22 protein-coding genes are annotated in these 21,378 nt (G+C 60.1%); 5 read left to right on the forward strand and 17 right to left on the reverse strand.

Annotated features, from left to right (window positions below):
* Positions 1-6: 6 nt before the first annotated feature.
* On the reverse strand, positions 7-1,107 hold the full coding sequence (locus ASD60_RS23505) for an efflux RND transporter periplasmic adaptor subunit (protein ID WP_056856266.1): 1,101 nt from the start codon (positions 1,105-1,107) through the stop codon (positions 7-9).
* 93 nt (positions 1,108-1,200) lie between these two features.
* Between ASD60_RS23505 and ASD60_RS23510 the strand changes: the two genes are divergently transcribed.
* Complete coding sequence (locus tag ASD60_RS23510; RefSeq protein WP_056856267.1) at positions 1,201-1,836, forward strand: TetR/AcrR family transcriptional regulator; 636 nt, start codon at positions 1,201-1,203, stop codon at positions 1,834-1,836.
* Between the two features lie 126 nt (positions 1,837-1,962).
* Here ASD60_RS23510 and ASD60_RS23515 read toward each other — a convergent pair whose 3' ends face one another.
* Positions 1,963-2,745 carry a class I SAM-dependent methyltransferase gene (locus tag ASD60_RS23515; protein WP_056856268.1) on the reverse strand — a complete coding sequence of 261 codons (783 nt, stop codon included), beginning with the start codon at positions 2,743-2,745 and terminating at the stop codon, positions 1,963-1,965.
* A gap of 93 nt (positions 2,746-2,838) precedes the next feature.
* Here ASD60_RS23515 and ASD60_RS23520 point away from each other — a divergent pair, with 93 nt between their 5' ends.
* Positions 2,839-3,459, forward strand: a complete 621-nt coding sequence (locus ASD60_RS23520; RefSeq protein WP_056856269.1) for a hypothetical protein — start codon at positions 2,839-2,841, stop codon at positions 3,457-3,459.
* Between the two features lie 15 nt (positions 3,460-3,474).
* On the opposite strand, the gene ASD60_RS23525 is transcribed toward ASD60_RS23520, so the two are convergent.
* The 7 genes from ASD60_RS23525 to ppc all read right to left on the reverse strand — a co-directional run bounded on the left by ASD60_RS23525 (position 3,475) and on the right by ppc (position 10,806).
* Positions 3,475-4,170: an extensin-like domain-containing protein gene (locus ASD60_RS23525; RefSeq protein WP_056856270.1), complete on the reverse strand. Its 696-nt coding sequence runs from the start codon at positions 4,168-4,170 to the stop codon at positions 3,475-3,477.
* 2 nt (positions 4,171-4,172) lie between these two features.
* Complete coding sequence (locus ASD60_RS23530) at positions 4,173-4,994, reverse strand: isocitrate lyase/PEP mutase family protein (RefSeq protein WP_056856271.1); 822 nt, start codon at positions 4,992-4,994, stop codon at positions 4,173-4,175.
* A gap of 35 nt (positions 4,995-5,029) precedes the next feature.
* On the reverse strand, positions 5,030-5,890 hold the full coding sequence (locus ASD60_RS23535; protein ID WP_056856272.1) for a DUF72 domain-containing protein: 861 nt from the start codon (positions 5,888-5,890) through the stop codon (positions 5,030-5,032).
* Positions 5,890-6,195: a hypothetical protein gene (locus ASD60_RS23540; protein ID WP_056856273.1), complete on the reverse strand. Its 306-nt coding sequence runs from the start codon at positions 6,193-6,195 to the stop codon at positions 5,890-5,892. Before ASD60_RS23540 ends, ASD60_RS23535 begins: the two co-directional genes overlap by 1 nt.
* A gap of 274 nt (positions 6,196-6,469) precedes the next feature.
* The gene (tsaB, locus tag ASD60_RS23545; protein WP_056856274.1) at positions 6,470-7,144 is read right to left on the reverse strand and encodes a tRNA (adenosine(37)-N6)-threonylcarbamoyltransferase complex dimerization subunit type 1 TsaB; all 675 of its coding nucleotides are present in this window, start codon (positions 7,142-7,144) and stop codon (positions 6,470-6,472) included.
* Positions 7,145-7,239: 95 nt separating this feature from the next.
* Entirely contained in the window at positions 7,240-7,887 is a 648-nt protein-coding gene (adk, locus tag ASD60_RS23550; RefSeq protein ID WP_056856275.1) for an adenylate kinase, read from the reverse strand.
* 288 nt (positions 7,888-8,175) lie between these two features.
* Entirely contained in the window at positions 8,176-10,806 is a 2,631-nt protein-coding gene (gene ppc / locus ASD60_RS23555; RefSeq protein WP_056856276.1) for a phosphoenolpyruvate carboxylase, read from the reverse strand.
* Positions 10,807-11,008: 202 nt separating this feature from the next.
* Here ppc and ASD60_RS23560 point away from each other — a divergent pair, with 202 nt between their 5' ends.
* The 3 genes from ASD60_RS23560 to ASD60_RS23570 all read left to right on the forward strand — a co-directional run bounded on the left by ASD60_RS23560 (position 11,009) and on the right by ASD60_RS23570 (position 12,917).
* Positions 11,009-11,353 (forward strand): hypothetical protein, encoded by a 345-nt coding sequence (locus tag ASD60_RS23560; protein ID WP_056856277.1) that lies wholly within the window; start codon positions 11,009-11,011, stop codon positions 11,351-11,353.
* A gap of 305 nt (positions 11,354-11,658) precedes the next feature.
* Positions 11,659-12,072 (forward strand): DUF4398 domain-containing protein, encoded by a 414-nt coding sequence (locus ASD60_RS23565; RefSeq protein WP_056856278.1) that lies wholly within the window; start codon positions 11,659-11,661, stop codon positions 12,070-12,072.
* A gap of 47 nt (positions 12,073-12,119) precedes the next feature.
* Complete coding sequence (locus tag ASD60_RS23570) at positions 12,120-12,917, forward strand: OmpA family protein (protein WP_056856279.1); 798 nt, start codon at positions 12,120-12,122, stop codon at positions 12,915-12,917.
* A 139-nt stretch (positions 12,918-13,056) separates the two neighbouring features.
* Here the strand turns inward: ASD60_RS23570 and ASD60_RS23575 are convergent, their stop codons facing one another.
* From ASD60_RS23575 to ASD60_RS23610, 8 genes are all read right to left on the reverse strand, one after another.
* Positions 13,057-13,386, reverse strand: coding sequence for a hypothetical protein (locus tag ASD60_RS23575; RefSeq protein WP_056856280.1), 330 nt, complete (start codon positions 13,384-13,386; stop codon positions 13,057-13,059).
* Positions 13,383-14,297 carry an alpha/beta hydrolase gene (locus tag ASD60_RS23580; protein WP_056856281.1) on the reverse strand — a complete coding sequence of 305 codons (915 nt, stop codon included), beginning with the start codon at positions 14,295-14,297 and terminating at the stop codon, positions 13,383-13,385. Before ASD60_RS23580 ends, ASD60_RS23575 begins: the two co-directional genes overlap by 4 nt.
* A gap of 274 nt (positions 14,298-14,571) precedes the next feature.
* Positions 14,572-15,849: a flavohemoglobin expression-modulating QEGLA motif protein gene (locus ASD60_RS23585; protein ID WP_056856282.1), complete on the reverse strand. Its 1,278-nt coding sequence runs from the start codon at positions 15,847-15,849 to the stop codon at positions 14,572-14,574.
* A gap of 27 nt (positions 15,850-15,876) precedes the next feature.
* Positions 15,877-16,431, reverse strand: a complete 555-nt coding sequence (locus tag ASD60_RS23590) for a hypothetical protein (protein ID WP_056856283.1) — start codon at positions 16,429-16,431, stop codon at positions 15,877-15,879.
* A gap of 171 nt (positions 16,432-16,602) precedes the next feature.
* Positions 16,603-17,307: a TetR/AcrR family transcriptional regulator gene (locus ASD60_RS23595; protein ID WP_056856284.1), complete on the reverse strand. Its 705-nt coding sequence runs from the start codon at positions 17,305-17,307 to the stop codon at positions 16,603-16,605.
* A 113-nt stretch (positions 17,308-17,420) separates the two neighbouring features.
* Positions 17,421-18,923: a lysine--tRNA ligase gene (gene lysS / locus ASD60_RS23600; RefSeq protein ID WP_056856285.1), complete on the reverse strand. Its 1,503-nt coding sequence runs from the start codon at positions 18,921-18,923 to the stop codon at positions 17,421-17,423.
* A gap of 105 nt (positions 18,924-19,028) precedes the next feature.
* Positions 19,029-20,124, reverse strand: a protein-coding gene (prfB, locus tag ASD60_RS23605; protein WP_130904468.1) for a peptide chain release factor 2 whose coding sequence is annotated in 2 segments (ribosomal slippage) — positions 19,029-20,051 and positions 20,053-20,124 — 1,095 coding nt in all. Because the reading frame shifts where the segments join, the coding sequence is not laid out codon by codon here.
* 244 nt (positions 20,125-20,368) lie between these two features.
* Complete coding sequence (locus ASD60_RS23610) at positions 20,369-21,370, reverse strand: response regulator (RefSeq protein ID WP_056856286.1); 1,002 nt, start codon at positions 21,368-21,370, stop codon at positions 20,369-20,371.
* Between the last annotated feature and the right edge of the window lie 8 nt (positions 21,371-21,378).

The raw sequence follows: 21,378 nt of genomic DNA on the forward strand, positions 1-21,378 counted from the left end.
CGGGGATTACTCCTTGTGCGCCAGATTGACCACGCGGTTGGAGCGATCCACCGGGCGTACTTGTTGCCCGTCGAGCAGCACATGGACGCCCGCGGCTACCACCCAGTCGCTGGCGTTGAGTCCTTCGAGCACCGGGACGGTTTTCTCGCCGAAGGCACCCACCCGCACCGGGGTGCGCTTCAAAGTGTTGTTGGCGCTGACGACCCAGACGTAGGTCACGCCGCCTTCTGCGGTCAACGCCGACAGCGGCACAGACAACGGTGCGGCTTGGGCAGCCTGGACAAACACGCGGGCACTCTGGCCGAGTTCCACCGGCACCTTGCCGGTGTTGAACGCGATGCGCGCGGCGAAGGTGCGGGACTTGGGATCAGCGGCCGGCGACAATTCGCGGATATGCCCGGCGAAGCGCTGGTCCGGATGCGTCCACAGTTCCACAGCTACCGGCTGGCCGACCTTGAAGCGGCCGAAGCTTTGTTCCGGCAGGCTGATCAGGACTTCACGCTCGCCATCGGTCGCCAGGGTAAACACCGTTTGCCCAGCGGCCACCACTTGCCCGACTTCCACGGCGCGTTTGGCTACCACGCCATCCTGTGGCGCACGCAGCACCGCGTAACTGGCCTGATTGGTCGAAACGTTGAATTCGGCTTTGATTTGTTTGAGACGCGCTTCACCGGAACGGTAAAGGTTTTCGTGATTGTCGTATTGCGAACGGCTGACCAGCTGACGCTCCATCAGCGTTTTATAGCGATCACGTTCAGCGCGCACCATGCTCAGATTGGCTTCGGCGGCGGCTACCTGGGCGCGGGTGGCCTCCAATTGCAGGCGCACGTCCTGGGGATCGAGTTCGGCCAGCGGCTGATCAGCCTTGACGCGCTGCCCCTCATCGACCAGTCGTCGGCTGACTTTGCCGCCGATGCGGAATGCCAGATCCGGCTCATAGCGCGCACGCACTTCACCGGGATAGCTTTCCATCGACTGCGTCGAAGGCTCTGGCTGAACCACCATGGCCGGGCGAACGCTGACTTGCGGCGCCTCTTCGTGACCACACGCAGTCAATAAAAACGCCAGGGTAACTGGCAGTGCGAGGGGCAAGGCATAGCGGAACATGGTGAAGGACCTTTCGCTAATGGTGCTTGGAATAATTATACTGGCGAGTATGTTATTAATAGCAAACTCACCAGTCCAGTAATAAAAGCGCATATGCCGAACAATCTTTCAGCACCCAATGGCCCGGGCCGCCCCAAGGATTTGGCCAAGCGCCAGGCGATCCTCGATGCAGCGAAGACGCTGTTTCTGACCAAGGGTTATGCCAACACCAGCATGGATGCCGTCGCTGCCGAGGCCGGGGTGTCAAAGCTGACGGTCTACAGCCATTTCAACGACAAGGAGACGCTGTTCTCCGCTGCCGTGATGGCCAAGTGTGAGGAGCAACTGCCGACGCTGTTTTTCGAATTGCCCGAAGGCGTGGCAGTGGAAACCGTGCTGCTGAACATCGCGCGCGGTTTTCATCAATTGATCAACAGTGACGAGTCAGTGAACCTGCACCGCTTGATGATGACCCTGGGCAGTCAGGACCCGAAGCTTTCGCAGATCTTCTTCGAGGCCGGACCGCAGCGCATGCTGCACGGCATGGAGCGCCTGCTGAGCAAGATCGACGAAAGCGGCGTGCTGAGCATCGACAAACCGCACAATGCGGCTGAGCATTTCTTCTGCCTGCTCAAGGGCGCGGGGAATTTTCGTCTGCTTTATGGTTGTGGCGAACCGCTGGTTGGCGATGAAGCCGAAAGCCATGTGCAGGAAGTGGTGGGGTTGTTTATGCGGGCTTATCGGCCCTAGCGGTGATCGTTCCCACGCTCTGCGTGGGAACGCCTCAGGGGACGCTCCGCGTTCCAGCTCTCGAATGGGACGCGGAGCGTCCCGGGCTGCATTCCCACGCAGAGCGTGGGAACGATCAGCTTCAACTTACGGCTTGAGCGCCTTCTTCGGATAAATGTCATACCGACTGGACTTGCCATCCAGCGCATGGCTCGGCTTCGGCCCTTCAATGCACGGGGCCTTGCGCGGGCGCTTGACCACCACCCGGTGGCTGGCCAACGCCAACGCGGCCTCGAGCAATGCCGGTGCATCCGGGTCATCCCCCACCAGCGGCCGGAACAGGCGCATTTCCTTCTTCACCAACGCGGTTTTCTCACGGTGAGGAAACATCGGGTCGAGGTAGATCACCTGCGGCGGCTCGCCCTGCCAATTGCGCATCACCTCGATCGAGTTGCCCTTGAGCAAGCGCATCCGCGCGACGATCGGCGCCACATCGAAATCTTCCGCGCCTCGGGCCAGACCATCCTCCAGCAAGGCGCCAATCAAAGGCTGGCGCTCGATCAGGCTCATCTCGCAACCGAGGCTGGCCAGCACGAACGCATCCTTGCCCAACCCCGCCGTCGCATCCAGCACCCGCGGGCGCACGCCCTGGGCCACGCCGACAGCCTTGGCGATCATCTGCCCGCTGCCACCGCCGTACAACCGGCGATGCGCCGCGCCGCCCTCGACGAAGTCCACCCGCACCGGGCCCGGCGCATCCGGCCCCAGCTGTTGCAGCTGCAAGCCCATGTCACCCACCTGCAATGCAAACTCGCCATCAGCCACTTGCAGCGGCAGGCCCAGGCGCTCGGCCCATTGCTCGGCCTGGGGTTCGAAGGCTGCGTCCAACGCCTCGACATGGATGCGGCACGCCGCGGGTTGATCAATCATCGGAAAACACGCTCAAAAAATTAATGATCGGCAAAAACGGCCGATAACAAAACTATCGAGCATTTTGCCAGAGCTGAGCGTCGACCGAGAGAAATGTCAGACATTCAACCGACAATCACAGGTTTTATCTCGCCCTACGGCGACTACAACCTGCGAAATACCCAGGCACTGAGCGGCGTCAGCCACATCTGGCAGGATTTCTTTGCCCGGGCGCTGGCCGAACAGTCGGGTGAAGTGCTGCCCAAATCGCTGAACTTTCCACCGGTCGATCTCGACAGCCCGGTTGAACCCACCGTTGGCAGCGATCTGCTGGCGCACATCGTTGCCCAGCGCGAATGCGATGTGCAGGACAACGAGATTCGCCCGCCCGAGCCACTCTTCCTGCCGATTGCCGAGTTCGAAATGGACCTGGCCGACAAGCCGTTCCCACCGTTCCCGGCGCAAGAAATCGTCGCCCAGCAGAAACAACAGGATTTCGAAAGCGGCTGGGTGCGCCCGCTTGTGCTGACCGCCGGCCAGCCATTGCCGGAAGCCGGCCCCGCGCCGCAACCGCGTCCACTGCACCTGCCGATTGCCGAGTTCGAACTGGACCTGCTGGACAAGCCGTTCCCGCCGTTCTCCCCGGAAGAGTTGCTGGAGCAACAGAAACAACTCGATTTCGATAATGGTTGGGCGCGCCCGATCATCCTGCAGAACCTGCGCCTCGCCGCCTGAGCCTCAACGTCCGCTTCAGCGACAAACCCACCACGGCCCGACATCGACATGAAAGTGATTGCGATGCGCGGCGTTGTAATCCGGCCCCAACACCACACTGAACAAGCCGCAGGCGCCATCGCGGACTTGTCTTAGAAACTGCGCATCCTGATTGTCCTTGGGCCAATCCTTGAGCACGCTAATGGTTCGACCATCGGCCAGGCGAAAACCGGCGATGTCCAGCGCATTGGCCGACGCGTGTTGACTACGCCGGCCATTCTCGCGGCTGTAGACATTGCGACAGGCAAAGCTGCCGAGATGGTCGACCCGCGCCACCGCTTGCCCATAGACCGCCTGCGCCGCGGGTTGCAGGGCGTGATGTTCGAACAGCGCGAACGACACGGCCAGGCGGCAACTGGCGAGGAAACTGCTGCTCAGGGCAACATCACCGCCCTGTACGCGCAGGGCATTGCTGAGTGGGCATTGGGCGTCGGGGCTGTTGGCTTGCGGGGTCACGCGCAGACCGGAACTGCTCAGGGCTTGCGCGCAGAGTTGCGGATCATCGCGCAGGCGCATCAGTTTGTAGCGGGTCAGCAGGTTCGGTGCAGCCTTCACATCCAGCGGCGCCCAGGGGTTCCATTGCGGCGGTATTTCCAGCCAACCGCGCCAGATGCTGAGCACCCCACCGCCAATGATCAACAGCACCAGCAGCATCCAGCGCCCGTTGCCCATGCTCAGCCTTTGAACAACTGATTGGCCTGGGCGTACGGCATGGAGCGCGACGTGAACCCGAAGGTGCCGGACGTCTTGATCTCTTCGGCGGCGCGATAGAACTCCCCCAGCGCTGCCAATGCCAGCGCCGAGCCGACGCTGATGCGCTTGACGCCCATGTCGCTCAATTGCTGCACCGTCAGCTGCAAACCTCCGGACATCAACACATTGACCGGTTTCGGCGCCACCGCGCGGACAACCGCCAGCACATCGTCAGCACTGCGCAAGCCCGGCGCATACAACACGTCGGCCCCGGCCTCCGCGAATGCCTGCAAGCGGCGAATCGTGTCGTCCAGATCCGGATTGCCGTGCAGGAAATTCTCGGCCCGGGCGGTCAGCATGAAAGGGAAAGGCAGACTGCGGGCGGCAGCGACGGCGGCCTCGATGCGCGCGACGGCATGCTCGAAGCAGTAGATCGGAGCGTCCTCGCGGCCAGTGAAGTCTTCAATCGAACCGCCCACTGCCCCGGCCTGCGCTGCGCGCAACAGACTTTTCGCGCATTCCGCCGGGTCATCGGCAAAACCATTTTCCAGATCGACCGCGACCGGCAAATCGCTGGCGCCGACAATCGCCCTGACGTTGGCGAGGGTATCGTCCAGGGTCAGGCCACCATCCGGGCGCGCGTTGGAAAAAGCGTAACCGGCGCTGGTGGTCGCCAGCGCCTCGAAGCCCAGGCTGGCGAGCATTTTTGCCGATCCGGCATCCCACGGGTTGGGAATAACGAAAGCGCTGCTGCGTTCGTGCAAGGCTTTGAACGCTTGGGCTCGAAGGGTTTGCGCATCCATTGGCAGGCTCCTGAAGAAGGCGAACGAATCCGCCTTCAGAGCAAGCCAAGTTGCTCGGCGGCGGGTTTCCTGTATAGCTCAGGCAGCGCCGGCAAGCCAGGTAATCGCAGCATCAGGCGACGGTGAAAACGCTGGGCCAGTTTAGCCGCCAGCAGATTGTCGGCGGTGTGCAGGAAAATATACGGCGTGCGCCCCTCTTCAATCCACAGGGCAATTTTTTCCACCCACGGCAATAGAAACGGGTCGTTGGCCTCAAGCTCTGGATGACCGATGAAACGCACCTGCGGAAATGGCGTGAACGCTGCCGGGCGAGGTGGAACACGCGGTTTTTTCGATTGCGCGTGAAGCACCGAAGGATCGATCGAGGTGCAGCTGAACAATGCGCGCGGGTCGAGGCAGATGCGTTCAACGCCGCGATCCAGCAACAGGCGGTTGAGCATCCGTTCGCTGTCACCCTTGGCGAAAAAATCGTCATGCCGCACTTCCACCGCCAACGGCCGCTCCAACGCGTCGATGAATGCAGCCAGCTCGGGCAAGCGTTGCGGGGTGAAGCTTTTCGACAATTGCAGCCACAGTGGCGACACCCGCTGACCCAGCGGGCTGAGCAATCGGGTGAAGGTTTCGACAGCGGTCAGTTGGTCGCGCAGGTCACCGCCATGGCTGATGTCGCCGGGGAATTTGGCGGTGAAGCGAAAGTGCTCGGGCATGGCCTCGGCCCAGCGCTGCACGGTGCCGGCAGCGGGGCTCGCGTAGAACGTCGTATTACCTTCCACGGCGTTGAACACCTGGCAATACAGATCAAGAAAATCGGCGGGTTTGGCGTCAGGCGGATACAGGTATTCGCGCCAGGCGTTTTCACTCCAGGAGGGGCAGCCGAGGTAGTAAGGCAGCAACATCAGATGTACAGGTCGAGACCCAGCACTTCCGCATCCCAATCGACGAACCCGGCGGTGCTGAGGTAGCTGGCCAAAGCCATCGCCACACTTTTGCTCATCGCACGGTGGTAGAGCATGTCCTGCTGACGGGCGGGAAGATTGCTAAGGCGTTGCGCAGCGGACTTGGCGGCTCGCGCAGCCAGTTGCTCTTCAGACGCAAACTCCGGCTCGCCGTCGATTTCGACGGACTCGTCCTCCACCACATGGCCTTTGCGAGGCTTGCGCTTGATGGGGTAGGACTGAGAGGAAATGCCGTCTATACGCATAAGTGCATGCTCGGTATCAGTGATGGCAGTTTAGTGGCGCACAGCCCGCTTCGCAAACCGCCGAGTGATAACTAGAACACATAAAAAGCAAAAGGTTTAAAAGCTGCGGTTAGAAAACGACGATTGGCCAAGTTGGAACAAGATGTGGCAAGGGAGCAAGCTCCCGCTGGGCTGCGAAGCGGCCTCGATTGCGGTCGGTTGAATCGCGTTGGCTGGTTTTACGACTGCTGCGCAGCCGAGCGGGAGCAAGCTCCCTCGCCACAATAAAACCTGATTAACGCGCCTTGGGCGTCGCCACTTTGTCGCGCAGATAAACTGGCTGCGCCTTGTCGGCCACAATCGCTTCACCACGCTCCCAGGCAAATCGCGCCAGGGTCAGCAAATCTTCTGCATGAGGCAACATGCCCGCATCCTGACCGCTCAGGTTGACCGCAATCCGCTCGCCATAACCCCAACCGGTGCCGGCGCCGAACCATTCGCCACTGGCATCACCCGGCAATGCGGCTGACTCGGGCGGCAATACCGCTTCTGCGCCAACCAGGCGCATCTCCCCCGCCGTTTCGCGATAGCAACCCCAATACACTTCATCCATGCGTGCATCGATGGCCGCCGCAACCTGGCTGGCGCCATGTTCGCGGTAAGCGCGCTGGGCCAGCACGGCGAGGTTCGATACCGGCAACACCGGGCGATCCAGCGCGAACGCCAGACCCTGCACCACACCGATGGCAATGCGCACGCCAGTGAAAGCGCCCGGCCCGCGACCGAACGCAATGGCATCGACTGCTTGCAGGGTGGTGCCGGCGTCGGCCAGCAACTGCTGGATCATCGGCAGCAATTTCTGCGCATGCAGACGCGGGATCACCTCGTAATGGCTCGTCACTTTGCCGTCATGCAGCAAGGCAACGGAGCAAGCTTCAGTCGCGGTGTCCAGGGCCAGCAAGGTGCTCATCGATGTTTCCGTAACAAGTGGTCAGAAAAAAGTGCGTCAGTATAAACAACTACGGCCCGCAAGCGGGCCGTGGATGATGCAACGATTCAGAGTTTTCAGCTCAGGGCAGCAAGAACCTTGGCGGTGATTGCTTCTACCGAACCGACGCCTTCGATATGGCTGTACTTCGGCTTGCCATTGGCAGCAGACAGTTTCTGGTAGAAATCCACCAGCGGCTTGGTCTGCGAATGGTAGACCGACAGGCGATGACGCACGGTTTCTTCGGTGTCGTCCTTGCGCTGTACCAGCTCTTCGCCGGTGATGTCGTCTTTGCCGGCAATTTTCGGCGGGTTGTAGACGATGTGGTACACGCGGCCGCTGGCTTCGTGGACACGACGACCGGCAATGCGCTGGACGATTTCTTCGTCTTCAACGGCGATCTCGACCACAGCGTCCAGCTCGACGCCGGCAGTCACCAAGGCTTCAGCCTGAGGAATGGTGCGCGGGAAACCGTCGAACAGGAAACCGTTGGCGCAATCAGCCTGGGAGATACGGTCCTTGACCAGCGCGATGATCAGGTCATCGGAAACCAGGCCGCCGGCATCCATGATGCTCTTGGCCTTGATGCCCAGTTCGGTGCCGGCCTTGACCGCAGCACGCAACATGTCGCCGGTGGAAATTTGCGGAATGCCGAATTTTTCGGTGATGAACTTAGCCTGAGTACCTTTACCGGCCCCGGGAGCTCCCAGCAGAATGACGCGCATCGATGTGCTCCTCAATTTTTTATATGGATAACGTCAGATTCGCCTCGTGGGGCCAATCTCAAAAATAGGGTCGTGACCGCCCAAACGGCCAAAGGCTGATCAAGATACACAGCAGGCTGCGACCACACAAGCCGCCAAAAGTCGGAGAAACCCGCGTCGGCTACGACCTTTGGACGCGGTTTCCCTCGTCGCAACCCCAACATTAACTGTCGCTTGGCAGCACTTTTATCCGCGCCCTCGGACGGCATCCGGCACATGCTCCGGACGCCTCATCCAACGACAAAAACTTTAGCCGGTATTGCGTAAACCAGCGGCAATCCCCGCCACAGACACCAGCAACGCCTGTTCCACCGGGCTGTCCTGTGCCACATCCTGTTGCCGCGAACGGGCCAGCAACTCGGCCTGCAATAGATGAAGCGGGTCGAGGTAAGTGTTGCGCAGGCGAATGAATTCGAGGGTGGCTGGGCTATGTGCCAGTAGCTGCGACTGACCGGTCAGCCCGAGCACGATCGAGCACGCCTGCGACAATAGGTCGCGTAAGTGCGCGCCCAACGGCAGCAGATCCGGTTCGACCAGACGCTGATCGTAGGATTGCGCGATATCGGCGTCGGCCTTGGCCAGGACCATTTCCAGCATATCGATGCGGGTGCGGAAGAAAGGCCATTGCTCGCGCATCTGCCCCAGCAGTTCGCCTTCGCCGCGCTCCAGCGCCTTGCTCAGCGCCGCTTCCCAGCCGAGCCAGGCCGGCAACATCAGGCGCGTCTGGGTCCAGCCGAAGATCCATGGGATTGCGCGCAGGCTTTCGATCCCGCCGGCACGACGCTTGGCCGGGCGACTGCCCAGTGGCAAGCGTCCCAATTCCTGTTCCGGGGTCGATTGGCGGAAGTACTCGACGAACTGCGGGTTTTCCCGCACCACGGCGCGGTACGCACGGACCCCGTCGGCGGCCAGTTCGTCCATCAAGTGGCGCCACTCGGGCGTGGGCGGCGGCGGTGGCAACAACGTCGCTTCGAGTACCGCCGCCAGATACAGATTGAGGTTCTGTTCGGCGATGTCCGGCAGGCCGAATTTGAAACGAATCATTTCCCCTTGCTCGGTGGTACGGAAACGCCCCGCCACCGACCCCGGTGGTTGCGACAAAATCGCCGCATGCGCCGGGCCGCCGCCACGGCCCACGGTGCCACCGCGACCGTGGAACAACAGCAGTTCCACCTGCTGCTCGCGGCAGATATCCACCAGACGCTCCTGCGCCCGATACTGCGCCCACGCTGCTGCGGTGGTGCCGGCATCCTTGGCCGAGTCGGAGTAGCCGATCATCACTTCCTGCGGCCCTTGCAGACGCGAGCGATAACCCGGCAGCAACAACAGTTTTTCAATCACCGGGCCGGCGTTGTCGAGGTCGGCCAGGGTTTCGAACAACGGCACCACGCGCATCGGCCGCAACACGCCGGATTCTTTGAGCAGCAACTGAACCGTCAGCACATCGGAAGCGGCACCGGCCATGGAGATGACGTAGGAACCAAGGGAAGCTTGTGGCGCGGCGGCGATTTCCCGGCAGGTCGCCAACACTTCGGCGGTGTCGGCGGACGGTTTGTAGTGGGCCGGCAGCAAGGGCCGTCGGTTGTTCAGTTCGCGGCTCAGGAACGTGATGCGTTCTTCCTCGCTCCAATCCTCGTAGCGGCCCAGGCCGAGGTAATCAGTGATTTCGCTCATGGCCGCGCTATGGCGCGACGAGTCCTGGCGCACATCCAGCCGCACCAGGAACAGGCCGAACGTCACCGCCCGGCGCAGGCAATCGAGCAGCGGGCCGTCGGCGATCACGCCCATGCCGCACTCATGCAGCGAGTGGTAGCAAAGCTCTAGAGGATCAAGCAGGTCGCGGTTGTCTTGCAGGACGTCCGCCGGAGCTGGCGTCGGCGCGGTCAACGCCGTATGCGCCCAGTTGCGGGTGGCGCGCAGGCGTTCGCGCAGTTGCTTGAGGACGGTTCGATAAGGTTCGGCACTGTCGCCGGCCATGGCTTTCAATTCGTCACTGGCCTGCTGCATCGACAGTTCGGCCGCAAGATGATCGATATCGCGCAGGTACAGATCGGCGGCCATCCAGCGTGCCAGCAGGAGCACTTCACGGGTCACCGCTGCCGTCACGTTCGGGTTGCCGTCACGGTCGCCGCCCATCCACGAAGCAAAGCGGATCGGCGCAGCCTCCAGCGGCAAACGCAGGCCAGTGGCGGCATGCAGTGCCTGATCGGCCTTGCGCAGGTAATTCGGAATCGCCTGCCACAGCGAATGCTCGATCACTGCAAAGCCCCATTTGGCTTCATCGACCGGCGTCGGGCGTGTACGGCGTATTTCTTCGGTGTGCCAGGCTTCGGCGATCAGGCGTTGCAACGTCGTCCTGATCTGCTCGCGCTCGGCGCTGGTCAGGTCGCGGTGGTCCTGGGCGGCCAGTTGAGCGGCAATCGCGTCGTATTTCTGGATCAGTGTGCGGCGCGCGACTTCGGTCGGGTGCGCGGTCAACACCAGTTCGATTTCCAGTCGTCCAAGTTGGCGGGCCAATGACTCGGCGCCATGGCCTTCGTCTCGCAGGCGCGCGAGCAGTTCCGGCAGTACCCGTGACTCGAACGGTGCCTGTTGGGATTCTTCGCGACGATGAATCAACTGGTATTGCTCGGCGATGTTGGCCAGGTTGAGGAACTGGTTGAACGCCCGCGCCACCGGCAGCAATTCAGCTTCGGTCAATTGATTGAGGCTGGCGCTCAGCTCGGCGTCCATCGAACCGCGACGGTCAGCCTTGGCGCCTTTGCGGATCTGCTCGATCTTGTCGAGAAAGCCGTCCCCGTACTGTTCACGAATGGTGTTGCCCAACAGCTCACCCAACAGGTGAACGTCCTCGCGCAAGCGTGCATCGATATCGGTCATCAGCAGTTCTCCAGCAAAGAATCCGGGCGGCCAGTAAACCCAAGAGTGCCGCTCCAGACGTCTTCTTACAAGCAAGACGACGAAGGACCTTTAAACCTTGTGCGATGAAGCTAGTCTGAACAGTACGCCGTACAACGGCTGTCGCCGGCCAACGCCGGATACTCCCCCGGCCTGCCACGAGCAGGCGCGCAACGAGGTGATTATGAAAATCCGTGAACTTGCCCAGCATTGGGAAGAAAACGCCAAGGGTCGCCTGACCAAGACCGGCTACACGATTCACCTGGACGTGGAAGCCGCCGCACGCCTGGCGGCGATTACCGAGATGTACCCCAAGCGGCATCCCGAAGAGTTGCTTGGCGAGTTGATCGGCGCCGCACTTGAAGAACTCGAAAAGAGCTTCCCGTATGTGAAGGGCTCGACAGTGGTCGCCACCGACGAAGAAGGTGACCCGCTGTACGAAGACATCGGCCCGACTCCGCGTTTTCTTGCGCTGTCCAGGCGCCATCTGCACGATTTGTCAGCTGGCAACGACAAGCAGAAACACTGATTCCCTCCTCCGCACATCCCCCCTGTGGGAGCGAGCCTGCTCGCGATAGCTGACTGACATTCAACTTCAATGTCGACTGATACAGCGCTATCGCGAGCAGGCTCGCTCACACATTTTTTGCTTTAAGCCCCTGCCAAGCCGATCACGTTTTTTTCGATAGCTGGCTAAATTTCTCTGAACTTTCAAAAAACGCCTCGGGTCAACCCAAGTAACCACGCCTGGGACGGCCGTTTCAAAACGACCCGAAAATGACGGTTCGGCTCCTTGCCCAGGATGGATGTTCACGTTGTTCAGGAAGTAGTCCAATGGAGTTGAAGATTATGAAAACCAGAACTGGCAAATCCTCGTTTACCCCACTGCATGGCCTGAAGATGGCTGCCCTGGCCATCGGCAGCAGCCTTGTGCTGGCCGGTTGCGCCGGCAACCCACCGTCCGAGCAATTCGCCGTCAGCGAGTCTGCAGTCAAAGACGCCGTCAGCGCGGGCGGTACCGAATTTGCTGCGGTGGAAATGAAGGCTGCCCAGGACAAGCTCAAGCAAGCTGAAATCGCCATGCACGACAAACAGTACGATCAGGCGAAAGTCCTGGCTGAACAGGCTGAGTGGGATGCCCGCGTAGCCGAGCGCAAAGCCCAGGCGATGAAAGCCGAACAGACTGTAAAGGACTCTCAAAAAGGGGTTCAGGAACTGCGTCAGGAAAGTCAGCGCACCGTCCAGTAACGGCGCGACATGACTATCTCTCAGACGATCAAAAGGACGATACCACTATGAATTCCAAACATTTGATGCTCCCTGCTCTGCTGGCCGCAAGCGTTGCCCTGGCTGCCTGCTCCACGCCGCCAAATGCCAACCTTGAACAGGCCCGCACCAATTATTCCGGCCTGCAAGCCAACCCGCAGGCGAGCAAAGTCGCCGCACTGGAAACCAAGGAAGCCAGTGATTACCTGGACAAGGCCGACAAGGCTTACCTGGACAAGGAAGATCAGGCCAAGGTCGATCAGTTGGCCTATTTGACTAACCAGCGGGTTGAAGTCGCCAAACAGACCATTGCCCTGCGCACCGCCGAAGCCAATCTGAAAAATGCTTCGGCACAACGCGCCCAGGCCCGTCTCGACGCTCGCGATCAGCAGATCAAACAGTTGCAGGACAGCCTCAACGCCAAACAGACCGATCGCGGCACCCTGGTGACATTCGGTGATGTGCTGTTCGCTACCGACAAGGCCGAGCTGAAATCCAACGGCCTGATGAACATCAACAAGCTGGCGCAGTACCTCCAGGAAAACCCTGATCGCAAAGTGATCGTCGAGGGCTACACCGACAGCACCGGGACTGCCTCGCATAACCAGTCGCTGTCGGAACGTCGCGCCAACTCCGTGCGCATGGCGCTGGTGAAGATGGGCGTTGATCCAACCCGCATCGTTGCCCAGGGTTACGGCAAGGAATACCCGGTGGCGGATAACACCAGCACCTCGGGCCGGGCGCAAAACCGTCGGGTGGAAGTGACGATCTCCAACGATAACCAACCGGTGATTCCGCGTTCGGCGGTGAGCTCTAACACCCAGTAAGTTGTCAGCACACAAAAACCTGTGGGAGCCAGCTTGCTGGCGATAGCGTTGGATCAGTCAACATCACTGTTGAATGTTCAATCGCAATCGCCAGCAGGCTGGCTCCCACGTTGGTTCTGTGTTGCCTGTGAAAATCGGTTTATTGCTCCAGCTTCTGCGGGGTTTCCTGGCCCATGCAACGCACCGCTTTCTTGCGGTCGTTGACCAGCACGCCGGTGAGGCCTTTCTGTTCGGTGTCGAACAACACCAGCACGCCATCGATGCACTGCGCCACTTGCGCGGCCGGTTCCAGGGAGACTTTGTAGTCTTCGCCCGGCACGGTCTTGAGCATGGTGAACTCATTGAGCAGCAACGCATCCTCGGGCTTGGCGAAGTGCAGGTAGCCGTACCACCACAGGGCGCCGACGGTGCCGAGGATGCTGCAGATACCGGTGATGATCAGCGGGATGGCGTTACGTTCTTCACTCATTGCGGGTTCTCTGATGGTTCGGCGGGGGAATTCGAGGGTGCCGGGTAATTGGGTATTTCACCCAGGCGGCGCAGGCCGTTGAAATGTTGCGGATCGTCCAGATAGCGCAACATGACGGTGCGCCAGACCGGGTCGGCGAATGTCTGCACGTGCCCACCGCGGGTCAATTGCAGCACGCGCGGCGGCGGCGCAGCTTGATACAGTCGGATGCCGTTGGAAAGAGGCACGATCGGATCATCAATGCTGTGGTAGATCAGTTTCGGTACGCCATTGAGCTGGGCCATGGAGTTGATGGCGCTGTCACCGTCCGGCACCAGCCAGGACAGCGGCACCTGGAATGTCCAGAACACCCACGAATGACTCAACGCAAACTGACCGACACTGCGGTAGCTGGCGGGCACACCGTCCAGCACAAATGCCTTGAGCTGTTTCTGCCGCTGCGGGTGCTGAACCAGGTAGTGAACCGCCATTGCCCCCCCGAGGCTCTGGCCGAGCAGAATCACTGGCTTGCCTTTGACCTCGGGTGCCTGATCGAGCCACTTGAACGCGGCATCGATGTCCTGGTAGATCGCCGGCAGACTCGGTTTGCCTTCGGACAACCCATAACCGCGATAGTCCAACAGCAGCACTTGATAACCCTGCTCGGGCAACCAATAACTGCCGCCAAGATGCATCGGCAAATTGCCGCCGTTGCCGTGCAGGTGCAGCACCGTGCCCTTGACCTCGACCCCCTGTTTCGCCGGTAGCCACCAGGCATTCAGCTTCAGGCCATCGGCGGTGACCAAGGTGACTTCGCGGTATTGGAGTTTGGCTTTTTCCGGGGTGAACAACTGGCCGGGTTCGGGGTAGAACAGCAGCGAACTGCAACCGCTCAGGGACAGGAGAAGGCAGAGGGTGCCGAGGATTCTCATCCGGTGAAACCTCGCAAAATTAGGTTGATCAAGATCGTTCCCACGCTCTGCGTGGGAATGCATACCGTGACGCTCTGCGTCACAGTGGACGCGGAGCGTCCATGGCGGCATTCCCACGCGGAGCGTGGGAACGATCAGAGATAAAGACTCTCAGGCAAATGATCAACCTGTGGGAGCGGGCTTGCCCGCGATAGCAATGTCACTGTCAACATTCATGCTGAATGTTATGCCGCCATCGCGGGCAAGCCCGCTCCCACAGGGTTATTCACCAGCCTTATAAAATGTTGGAATAATCCGCCTCGATCCGGTCCAGGCTCAGGTGGTTGAGGAAGTTCGAGAAGCACATCCATGCCGACAATGCGTTCATGTCACGGAACTGTTCCGGCAAATACTTGGGCGGCACTACCAGGCCTTCATCGACCAACTGGCGCAAGGTGCGCATGTCTTCCAGCGTGGTCTTGCCACAAAACAACAGCGGGATCTGCTCAAGCTTGCCTTTGCGCACGGCCAACTGAATGTAGTTGTAAATCATGATGAAGCCCTTGAGGTAGGACAAGTCTTTGGTAAATGGCAGACCTGTCGGTACCGAGCCACGGAAAACGCGACTGGCGTTACTGTAGCTCTCGGGCATTTCAAAACCTTGTTCGCGGAAGAACTCGAACACCTGCAGGAAATCCGCGCCCTCCTCCACCATGTGGATCGCACGGGTGCGGTTGGTCAGTTTGCGCAGGCGGCTCGGGTAGGAGGCGAAGGTGATGATTTCCATCAGGATCGCCAGGCCTTCCTGGGTCACCGTCGACGAGGGCGGACCCTTCGACAGAAAGGTGCAGATCGGCTGGTTCAGGCCGTTGAGCGTGGTGCCGACGTGCACCAGCCCTTCGTGGACTTCCAGGGCGCGCACGTCACGCTCGTTGAACATCGCGTCGGTGCGGATCTTGATGTAGTCGGCGCCCGCCGCCGCGTCGGCGACGATGCCGTCGGACTCGAACACGCGGATGGTTTCCTCGGCCTCGCCAAATACCCTGTTCAAGCGGGTTTGCAGCAGGTGCACGGCTTCTTTGGCGGTCAGGGTCTTGGGTTCATCCTTCAGATCGCCACGGCCGTCAATATTGTTCAGGTACTCGGACAACATCATGCCCAGGTCAGACAGCGTCGGGTCACCGGCGTGGAACGCATCGGATGCGGCACCATACAATTCCTGGGAAATCAGGCCGAAATCCTCGGTGCCGCGCGCTTCGAGCATGCGCACCACCATGCGGTACTCCTTGCACATACGGCGCATGATCTGACCGACCGGGTTGAACTGGCCGAGCTGACGGGTGATGTCGCGCTCGATGTTCTGGAATTCCAGCTTTACCTTGCTGGAGTCGAACGCCAGTGGCCGATTGAGGTAGTAGTCGCGGTCCACCGCTGGCATTTCCTTGCCTTTGGCCTTGAGGAAGCCCTTGCGAATATTCTCGTCCCACTTGACCGCATCGAGGACGCGGATCGGCGTCTGCGCCAGCACAATGCGATCGGACAAAATGCGTATCGACTGCTGGTAATCGTCCACCCGAAACTCCTGTAGAAAATGCTGGGTTTATCTGGTTTTGGCCTGACGCTGATAGCGCACCACTTCGACGAATACATCGGAGTTGGCCGGATCGTCGAGCCAGGCGGACACCTGGTCCATGCTGTTGTCGATCAGCACGCCATCGCCGTCGTCGGTTTGAAAACGCTGGCCGCTCAGGACATTCTGCCCCATCGCCTGTTGGATCTGTTCAAGGTCGAGGTTGTACACCACCAGTTCGTGCTTGTCGGTGAGTTCAAACCCGCCCACGGTGAAGTTGCCTCCAAACTGCGCCGGTACCTTCGCCGAGAAATACCAGCGATTGCCATGGCGCGACACCGTGAACGGGTAGGCCTCGCGCTCCCTGGGTTTGGCCCGGAAGTAACTGACTGCCTGATAGCGATTGTCGCCGACGCGCGTCAGTTCCAGATTGACCGGTTCCCCCCAGGCGTTGGTGCTGGTCCATTTGCCGAGCAACCCTTTGGGCGCAGGTTCGCCGGTGGGCAATGGTTCCTTGAAAGTCACCAGACAGCCACTGAGCAACAGGAACGACAAGGCGATCACAACGACACGCCAGGCTTTCATTCAACACTCCCTTGATGATCAAACCGCTTTGTTGATCGTTCCCACGGTCTGCGTGGGAACGCATCCAGTGAAGCCCAGCGTCACACCGACAAGGGGCGCGGAGCGTCCCGGGCGGCATTCCCACGCAGAGCGTGGGAATGATCGGTACAGGGTTTAGTGACGGCGCGGGATTTATACCGATGCCAGCACCAAATGCATATAACGCGTAAGTATGCCGAGCATTTCCTCTTCGGCGACCGGCTCAGCCTCGTTGAGCAGGCCCTGATATTCCATCCGTCCGATTATAGACGTCAACACTTTGGCATCCTGTTGTGGCTCGCGCGAACCCAATACCTGGAAAAGCTGGCAAGACCCCTGCAACAGTATCTGCTGATGCGAGCGCACCAGCACAGCCAGACGCGGGTTCAACAACGCTTCCTGGCGGAACGCCTGTTCGGCCATCAAATGCTCACGACGCGTCACCAGTTGCCGGTGGACATAGTCGGTCATCAATCGCGCAATGTCGTCCGCCAGTTTCGAGCGCGCCTGTGGACTGCCGTCACCGCTGGCGATCATGTCGCGCAACAGGCCTTCGTTGTTGACCCACAGCTTGGCCATGTACGCCGCGCTGCGTTCGACATATTGGGCGAAGGTATCGGTAAGCAGGTCATCGATATCCTTGAAATAGTAAGTGGTTGCCGACAGCGGCACTTGCGCCTCGGCGGCCACTGCACGGTGCCTTACCGCCCGCACGCCATCACGCACGACAATGCGCATCGCGGCATCGAGAATATCCTGTCGACGCTGTTCGCTGCCCTGTCGGCTGGCCTTGCGCCCCTGGTACTGGACACTCTCAGCGACCGCTGTGGCGACACCCGCCGCACCTTCTTGAGCCATTGCACCGTTCACGACAGGAACTCCTCTTTCACTTCAAAAGTAACCATTTGATACGTTTGTACCAGACAGGCAATAAAAAACCGCCTGAAAAGGCGGCTTTTTAACTGAAACACTTACGTTTGCGGCCGCATGTGCGGGAACAGGATCACGTCGCGGATCGACGGGGAGTTGGTCAGCAGCATCACCAGACGGTCGATGCCGATACCTTCACCGGCCGTTGGCGGCATGCCGTACTCCAGCGCACGAACGAAGTCGGCGTCGTAGTGCATGGCTTCGTCGTCGCCGGCGTCCTTATCGGCCACCTGCGCCATGAAACGCTCGGCCTGGTCTTCCGCGTCATTCAACTCGGAGTAGGCGTTGGCGATTTCACGGCCACCGATGAACAGTTCGAAACGGTCGGTAACGTTCGGGTTATCGTCGTTGCGACGGGCCAGCGGCGACACTTCGAACGGGTACTGGGTAATGAAGTGCGGCTGTTCCAGCTTGTGCTCGACCAGTTCTTCGAAAATCATCACCTGCAGCTTGCCCAGGCCCTCAAAGCCCAGCACCTTGGCGCCGGCCTTCTTGGCGATGGCACGGGCCTTGTCGATGTCGTTCAGGTCGTCAGCGGTCAGCTCAGGGTTGTACTTGAGGATCGAGTCGAACACCGACAGACGCACGAACGGCTCGCCGAAGTGGAACACCTTGTCGCCGTACGGCACGTCGGTGCTGCCCAGAACCAGCTGCGCCAGTTCACGGAACAATTCTTCGGTCAGGTCCATGTTGTCTTCGTAGTCGGCGTAGGCCTGGTAGAACTCCAACATGGTGAATTCAGGGTTGTGTCGAGTCGAGACACCTTCGTTACGGAAGTTGCGGTTGATCTCGAACACTTTCTCGAAGCCGCCAACCACCAGGCGCTTGAGGTACAGCTCAGGCGCGATACGCAGGAACATTTCCATGTCCAGTGCGTTGTGGTGGGTTTCGAACGGCTTGGCCGCGGCGCCGCCCGGAATGGTCTGCAGCATCGGCGTTTCCACTTCCAGGAAGTCGCGCTTCATCAGGAAGCTGCGGATGTGCGCAATCACTTGCGAACGCACGCGGAAGGTCTGGCGCACATCTTCGTTGACGATCAGGTCAACGTAACGCTGGCGATAGCGTTGTTCGGTATCGGTCAGGCCATGGTGCTTGTCCGGCAGCGGGCGCAGGGACTTGGTCAGCAGGCGCACGGTGGTCATTTCAACGTACAGGTCGCCCTTGCCGGAACGGGCCAGGGTCCCTTCGGCAGCAATGATGTCGCCCATGTCCCAGGTTTTCACCGCGGCCAGGGTTTCTTCGGACAGGGTCTTGCGGTTGACGTAGACCTGGATGCGACCGGTCATGTCCTGGATCACCATGAACGAGCCACGGTTAAGCATGATGCGACCGGCAACCTTGACCGGGATCGCAGCCTCTGCCAGCTCTTCCTTGGTCTTGTCCGCGTACTGTTTCTGCAAGGCATCGCAGTAGTTTTCGCGGCGGAAGTCGTTCGGGAAGGCGTTGCCCTTGGCGCGCTCGGCAGCCAGCTTTTCCTTGCGCAGGGCGATCAGGGAGTTTTCTTCCTGTTGCAGGGCTTGCGGGTCGAGTTCTAGGTCGCTCATGTCTTTAAATATTCCATCACGGGTTCGTTGCCCCCGACCTGCGGCCGGGGATCGCCAGCAAGCCGGCTCCTACAAGGGATCGAGACCGATCCCGTATTGCGTCTTTTACAGCCCGGATTTCAGGCTGGCTTCCAGGTACTCGTCGATGTCGCCATCGAGCACCTTGTCGCAGTCGCTGCGTTCGATGTTGGTGCGCAGATCCTTGATCCGCGAGGCATCCAGCACGTACGAACGAATCTGGTGACCCCAGCCGATATCGGACTTGGTGTCTTCCAGGGCCTGGGAGGCCGCATTGCGTTTCTGCATTTCCTGCTCATACAACTTGGCCCGCAGCATTTTCATGGCGGTGTCCTTGTTGGCGTGCTGGGAACGTTCGTTCTGGCAGCTGACCACGGTGTTGGTCGGTACGTGGGTGATACGTACGGCCGAGTCGGTGGTGTTTACGTGCTGACCACCGGCACCGGAGGAACGATAGGTGTCGATTCGCAGGTCTGCCGGGTTGATCTCGATTTCCACCTTGTCATCGATCTCTGGTGAGACGAACACCGCGGAAAACGAGGTGTGGCGACGGTTGCCGGAGTCGAACGGGCTCTTGCGCACCAGACGATGCACGCCGATCTCGGTACGCAGCCAGCCAAAGGCGTACTCGCCCTTGATGTGCACCGTGGCGCCCTTGATCCCGGCGACTTCACCGGCAGACAGCTCCATGATGGTCGCGTCGAAACCGCGTTTGTCGGCCCAGCGCAGGTACATGCGCAACAGGATATTGGCCCAGTCCTGGGCTTCGGTGCCGCCGGAGCCGGCCTGGATGTCCAGGTAGGCGTTGTTCGGGTCCATTTCGTGGCTGAACATGCGACGGAATTCAAGCTTGGCGAGGTTTTCCTCGAGACGGGCCAGTTCGGCGACGACATCGCCCACCGCGCCTTCGTCGTTTTCTTCGACGGCCATGTCCAGCAGGTCGCGGCAATCGGCCAGACCGGCGTTCAGTTCGTCCAGGGTTTCGACGATTTGCGCCAGCGCAGAGCGCTCGCGGCCCAACTCCTGGGCGTACTCAGGTTTGTTCCAGACACTCGGATCTTCAAGCTCGCGATTGACCTCGGTCAGACGCTCATGCTTTTGATCGTAGTCAAAGATACCCCCGAATGGTTTCGGAGCGCTCGGACAGGTCCTTGATGGTGTTAAGGATCGGGTTGATTTCCATGGCGGGCAGCACTCGTTGGCGAACTTTTGAAAGCCGGCGAGTATAACGGCAAACGGCTGGGAACGGCAGTCCGCTTGGCTGAAAAGGCAGGTTTGCAGGCGAACTTTGCAACGATGCGAAACCTGTGGGAGCCGGGCTTGCCCGCGATGGCGGCGTGTCAGTCGATGCAGTATCGCTTGTCAGGCCCTCATCGCGGGCAAGCCTGGCTCCCACGGGTTCTGCGTCGTTTGGTAGAAATTGCAGATTACCCGATCCCTACCTGATTTCGCCCATTGTGCTTGGCCAGATACAACCCCTTGTCCGCCGCCAGGATCAGTTCCCGGCAGTTGCTGCCGGGTGTCGGTGTGACGGTCGACAGGCCGATGCTGATCGTCAGGCTTGAGCCTTCGCTCGGGGAAATGTGCGGAATCTTCAAGGCTTCCACGGTCATGCGCAGTTTTTCCGCCACCAGCCGCGCCCCGCCCTGGGACGTATTGGGCAACACCAGGGCGAACTCTTCTCCGCCGTAACGCGCCGGCAAGTCAGAAGGACGGGAGCTGGCATCGCGGATTGCCGCGGCAACCTTGCGCAGGGCTTCATCGCCTTCCAGGTGGCCGAAACTGTCGTTGTAGGTCTTGAAATAATCCACATCGATCATCAACAACGACAATTGGCTTTGTTCACGTAGTGAACGCCGCCATTCAAGCTCCATGTACTCATCGAAATGCCGACGGTTCGACAGCCCGGTCAGGCCATCGGAGTTCATCAGGCGTTGCAGCACCAGGTTGGTATCGAGCAATTGCTGCTGGCTGACCCGCAGCGCACGGTAGGCGGCATCGCGCTGCAACAGGGTCATGTAGGAGCGCGAGTGATAGCGGATCCGCGCCACCAGTTCGATGTTGTCCGGCAGTTTGACCAGATAATCGTTGGCCCCGGCCGCGAACGCCGCGCTCTTGATCAGCGGGTCTTCCTTGGTCGACAGGACGATGATCGGAATGTCCTTGGTCGCCGGATGGTTGCGGTACTCACGCACCAGGCTCAAGCCGTCGAGGCCAGGCATGACCAGATCCTGCAGGATGACCGTCGGCTTGATACGCACCGCATGGGCGATGGCCTGGTGCGGATCGGAGCAGAAGTGGAAGTCGATGTTTTCTTCGTTCGACAACCCGCGCCGTACCGCCTCGCCGATCATCGCCTGATCGTCCACCAATAACACCATGGCGGCATTTTCGTCAGTCTTGAAGTCGTCGAGCTGTAAATCATTCATGTGCGTTC

The organism is Pseudomonas sp. Root562, assembly GCF_001427125.1.
GTDB lineage: Bacteria > Pseudomonadota > Gammaproteobacteria > Pseudomonadales > Pseudomonadaceae > Aquipseudomonas.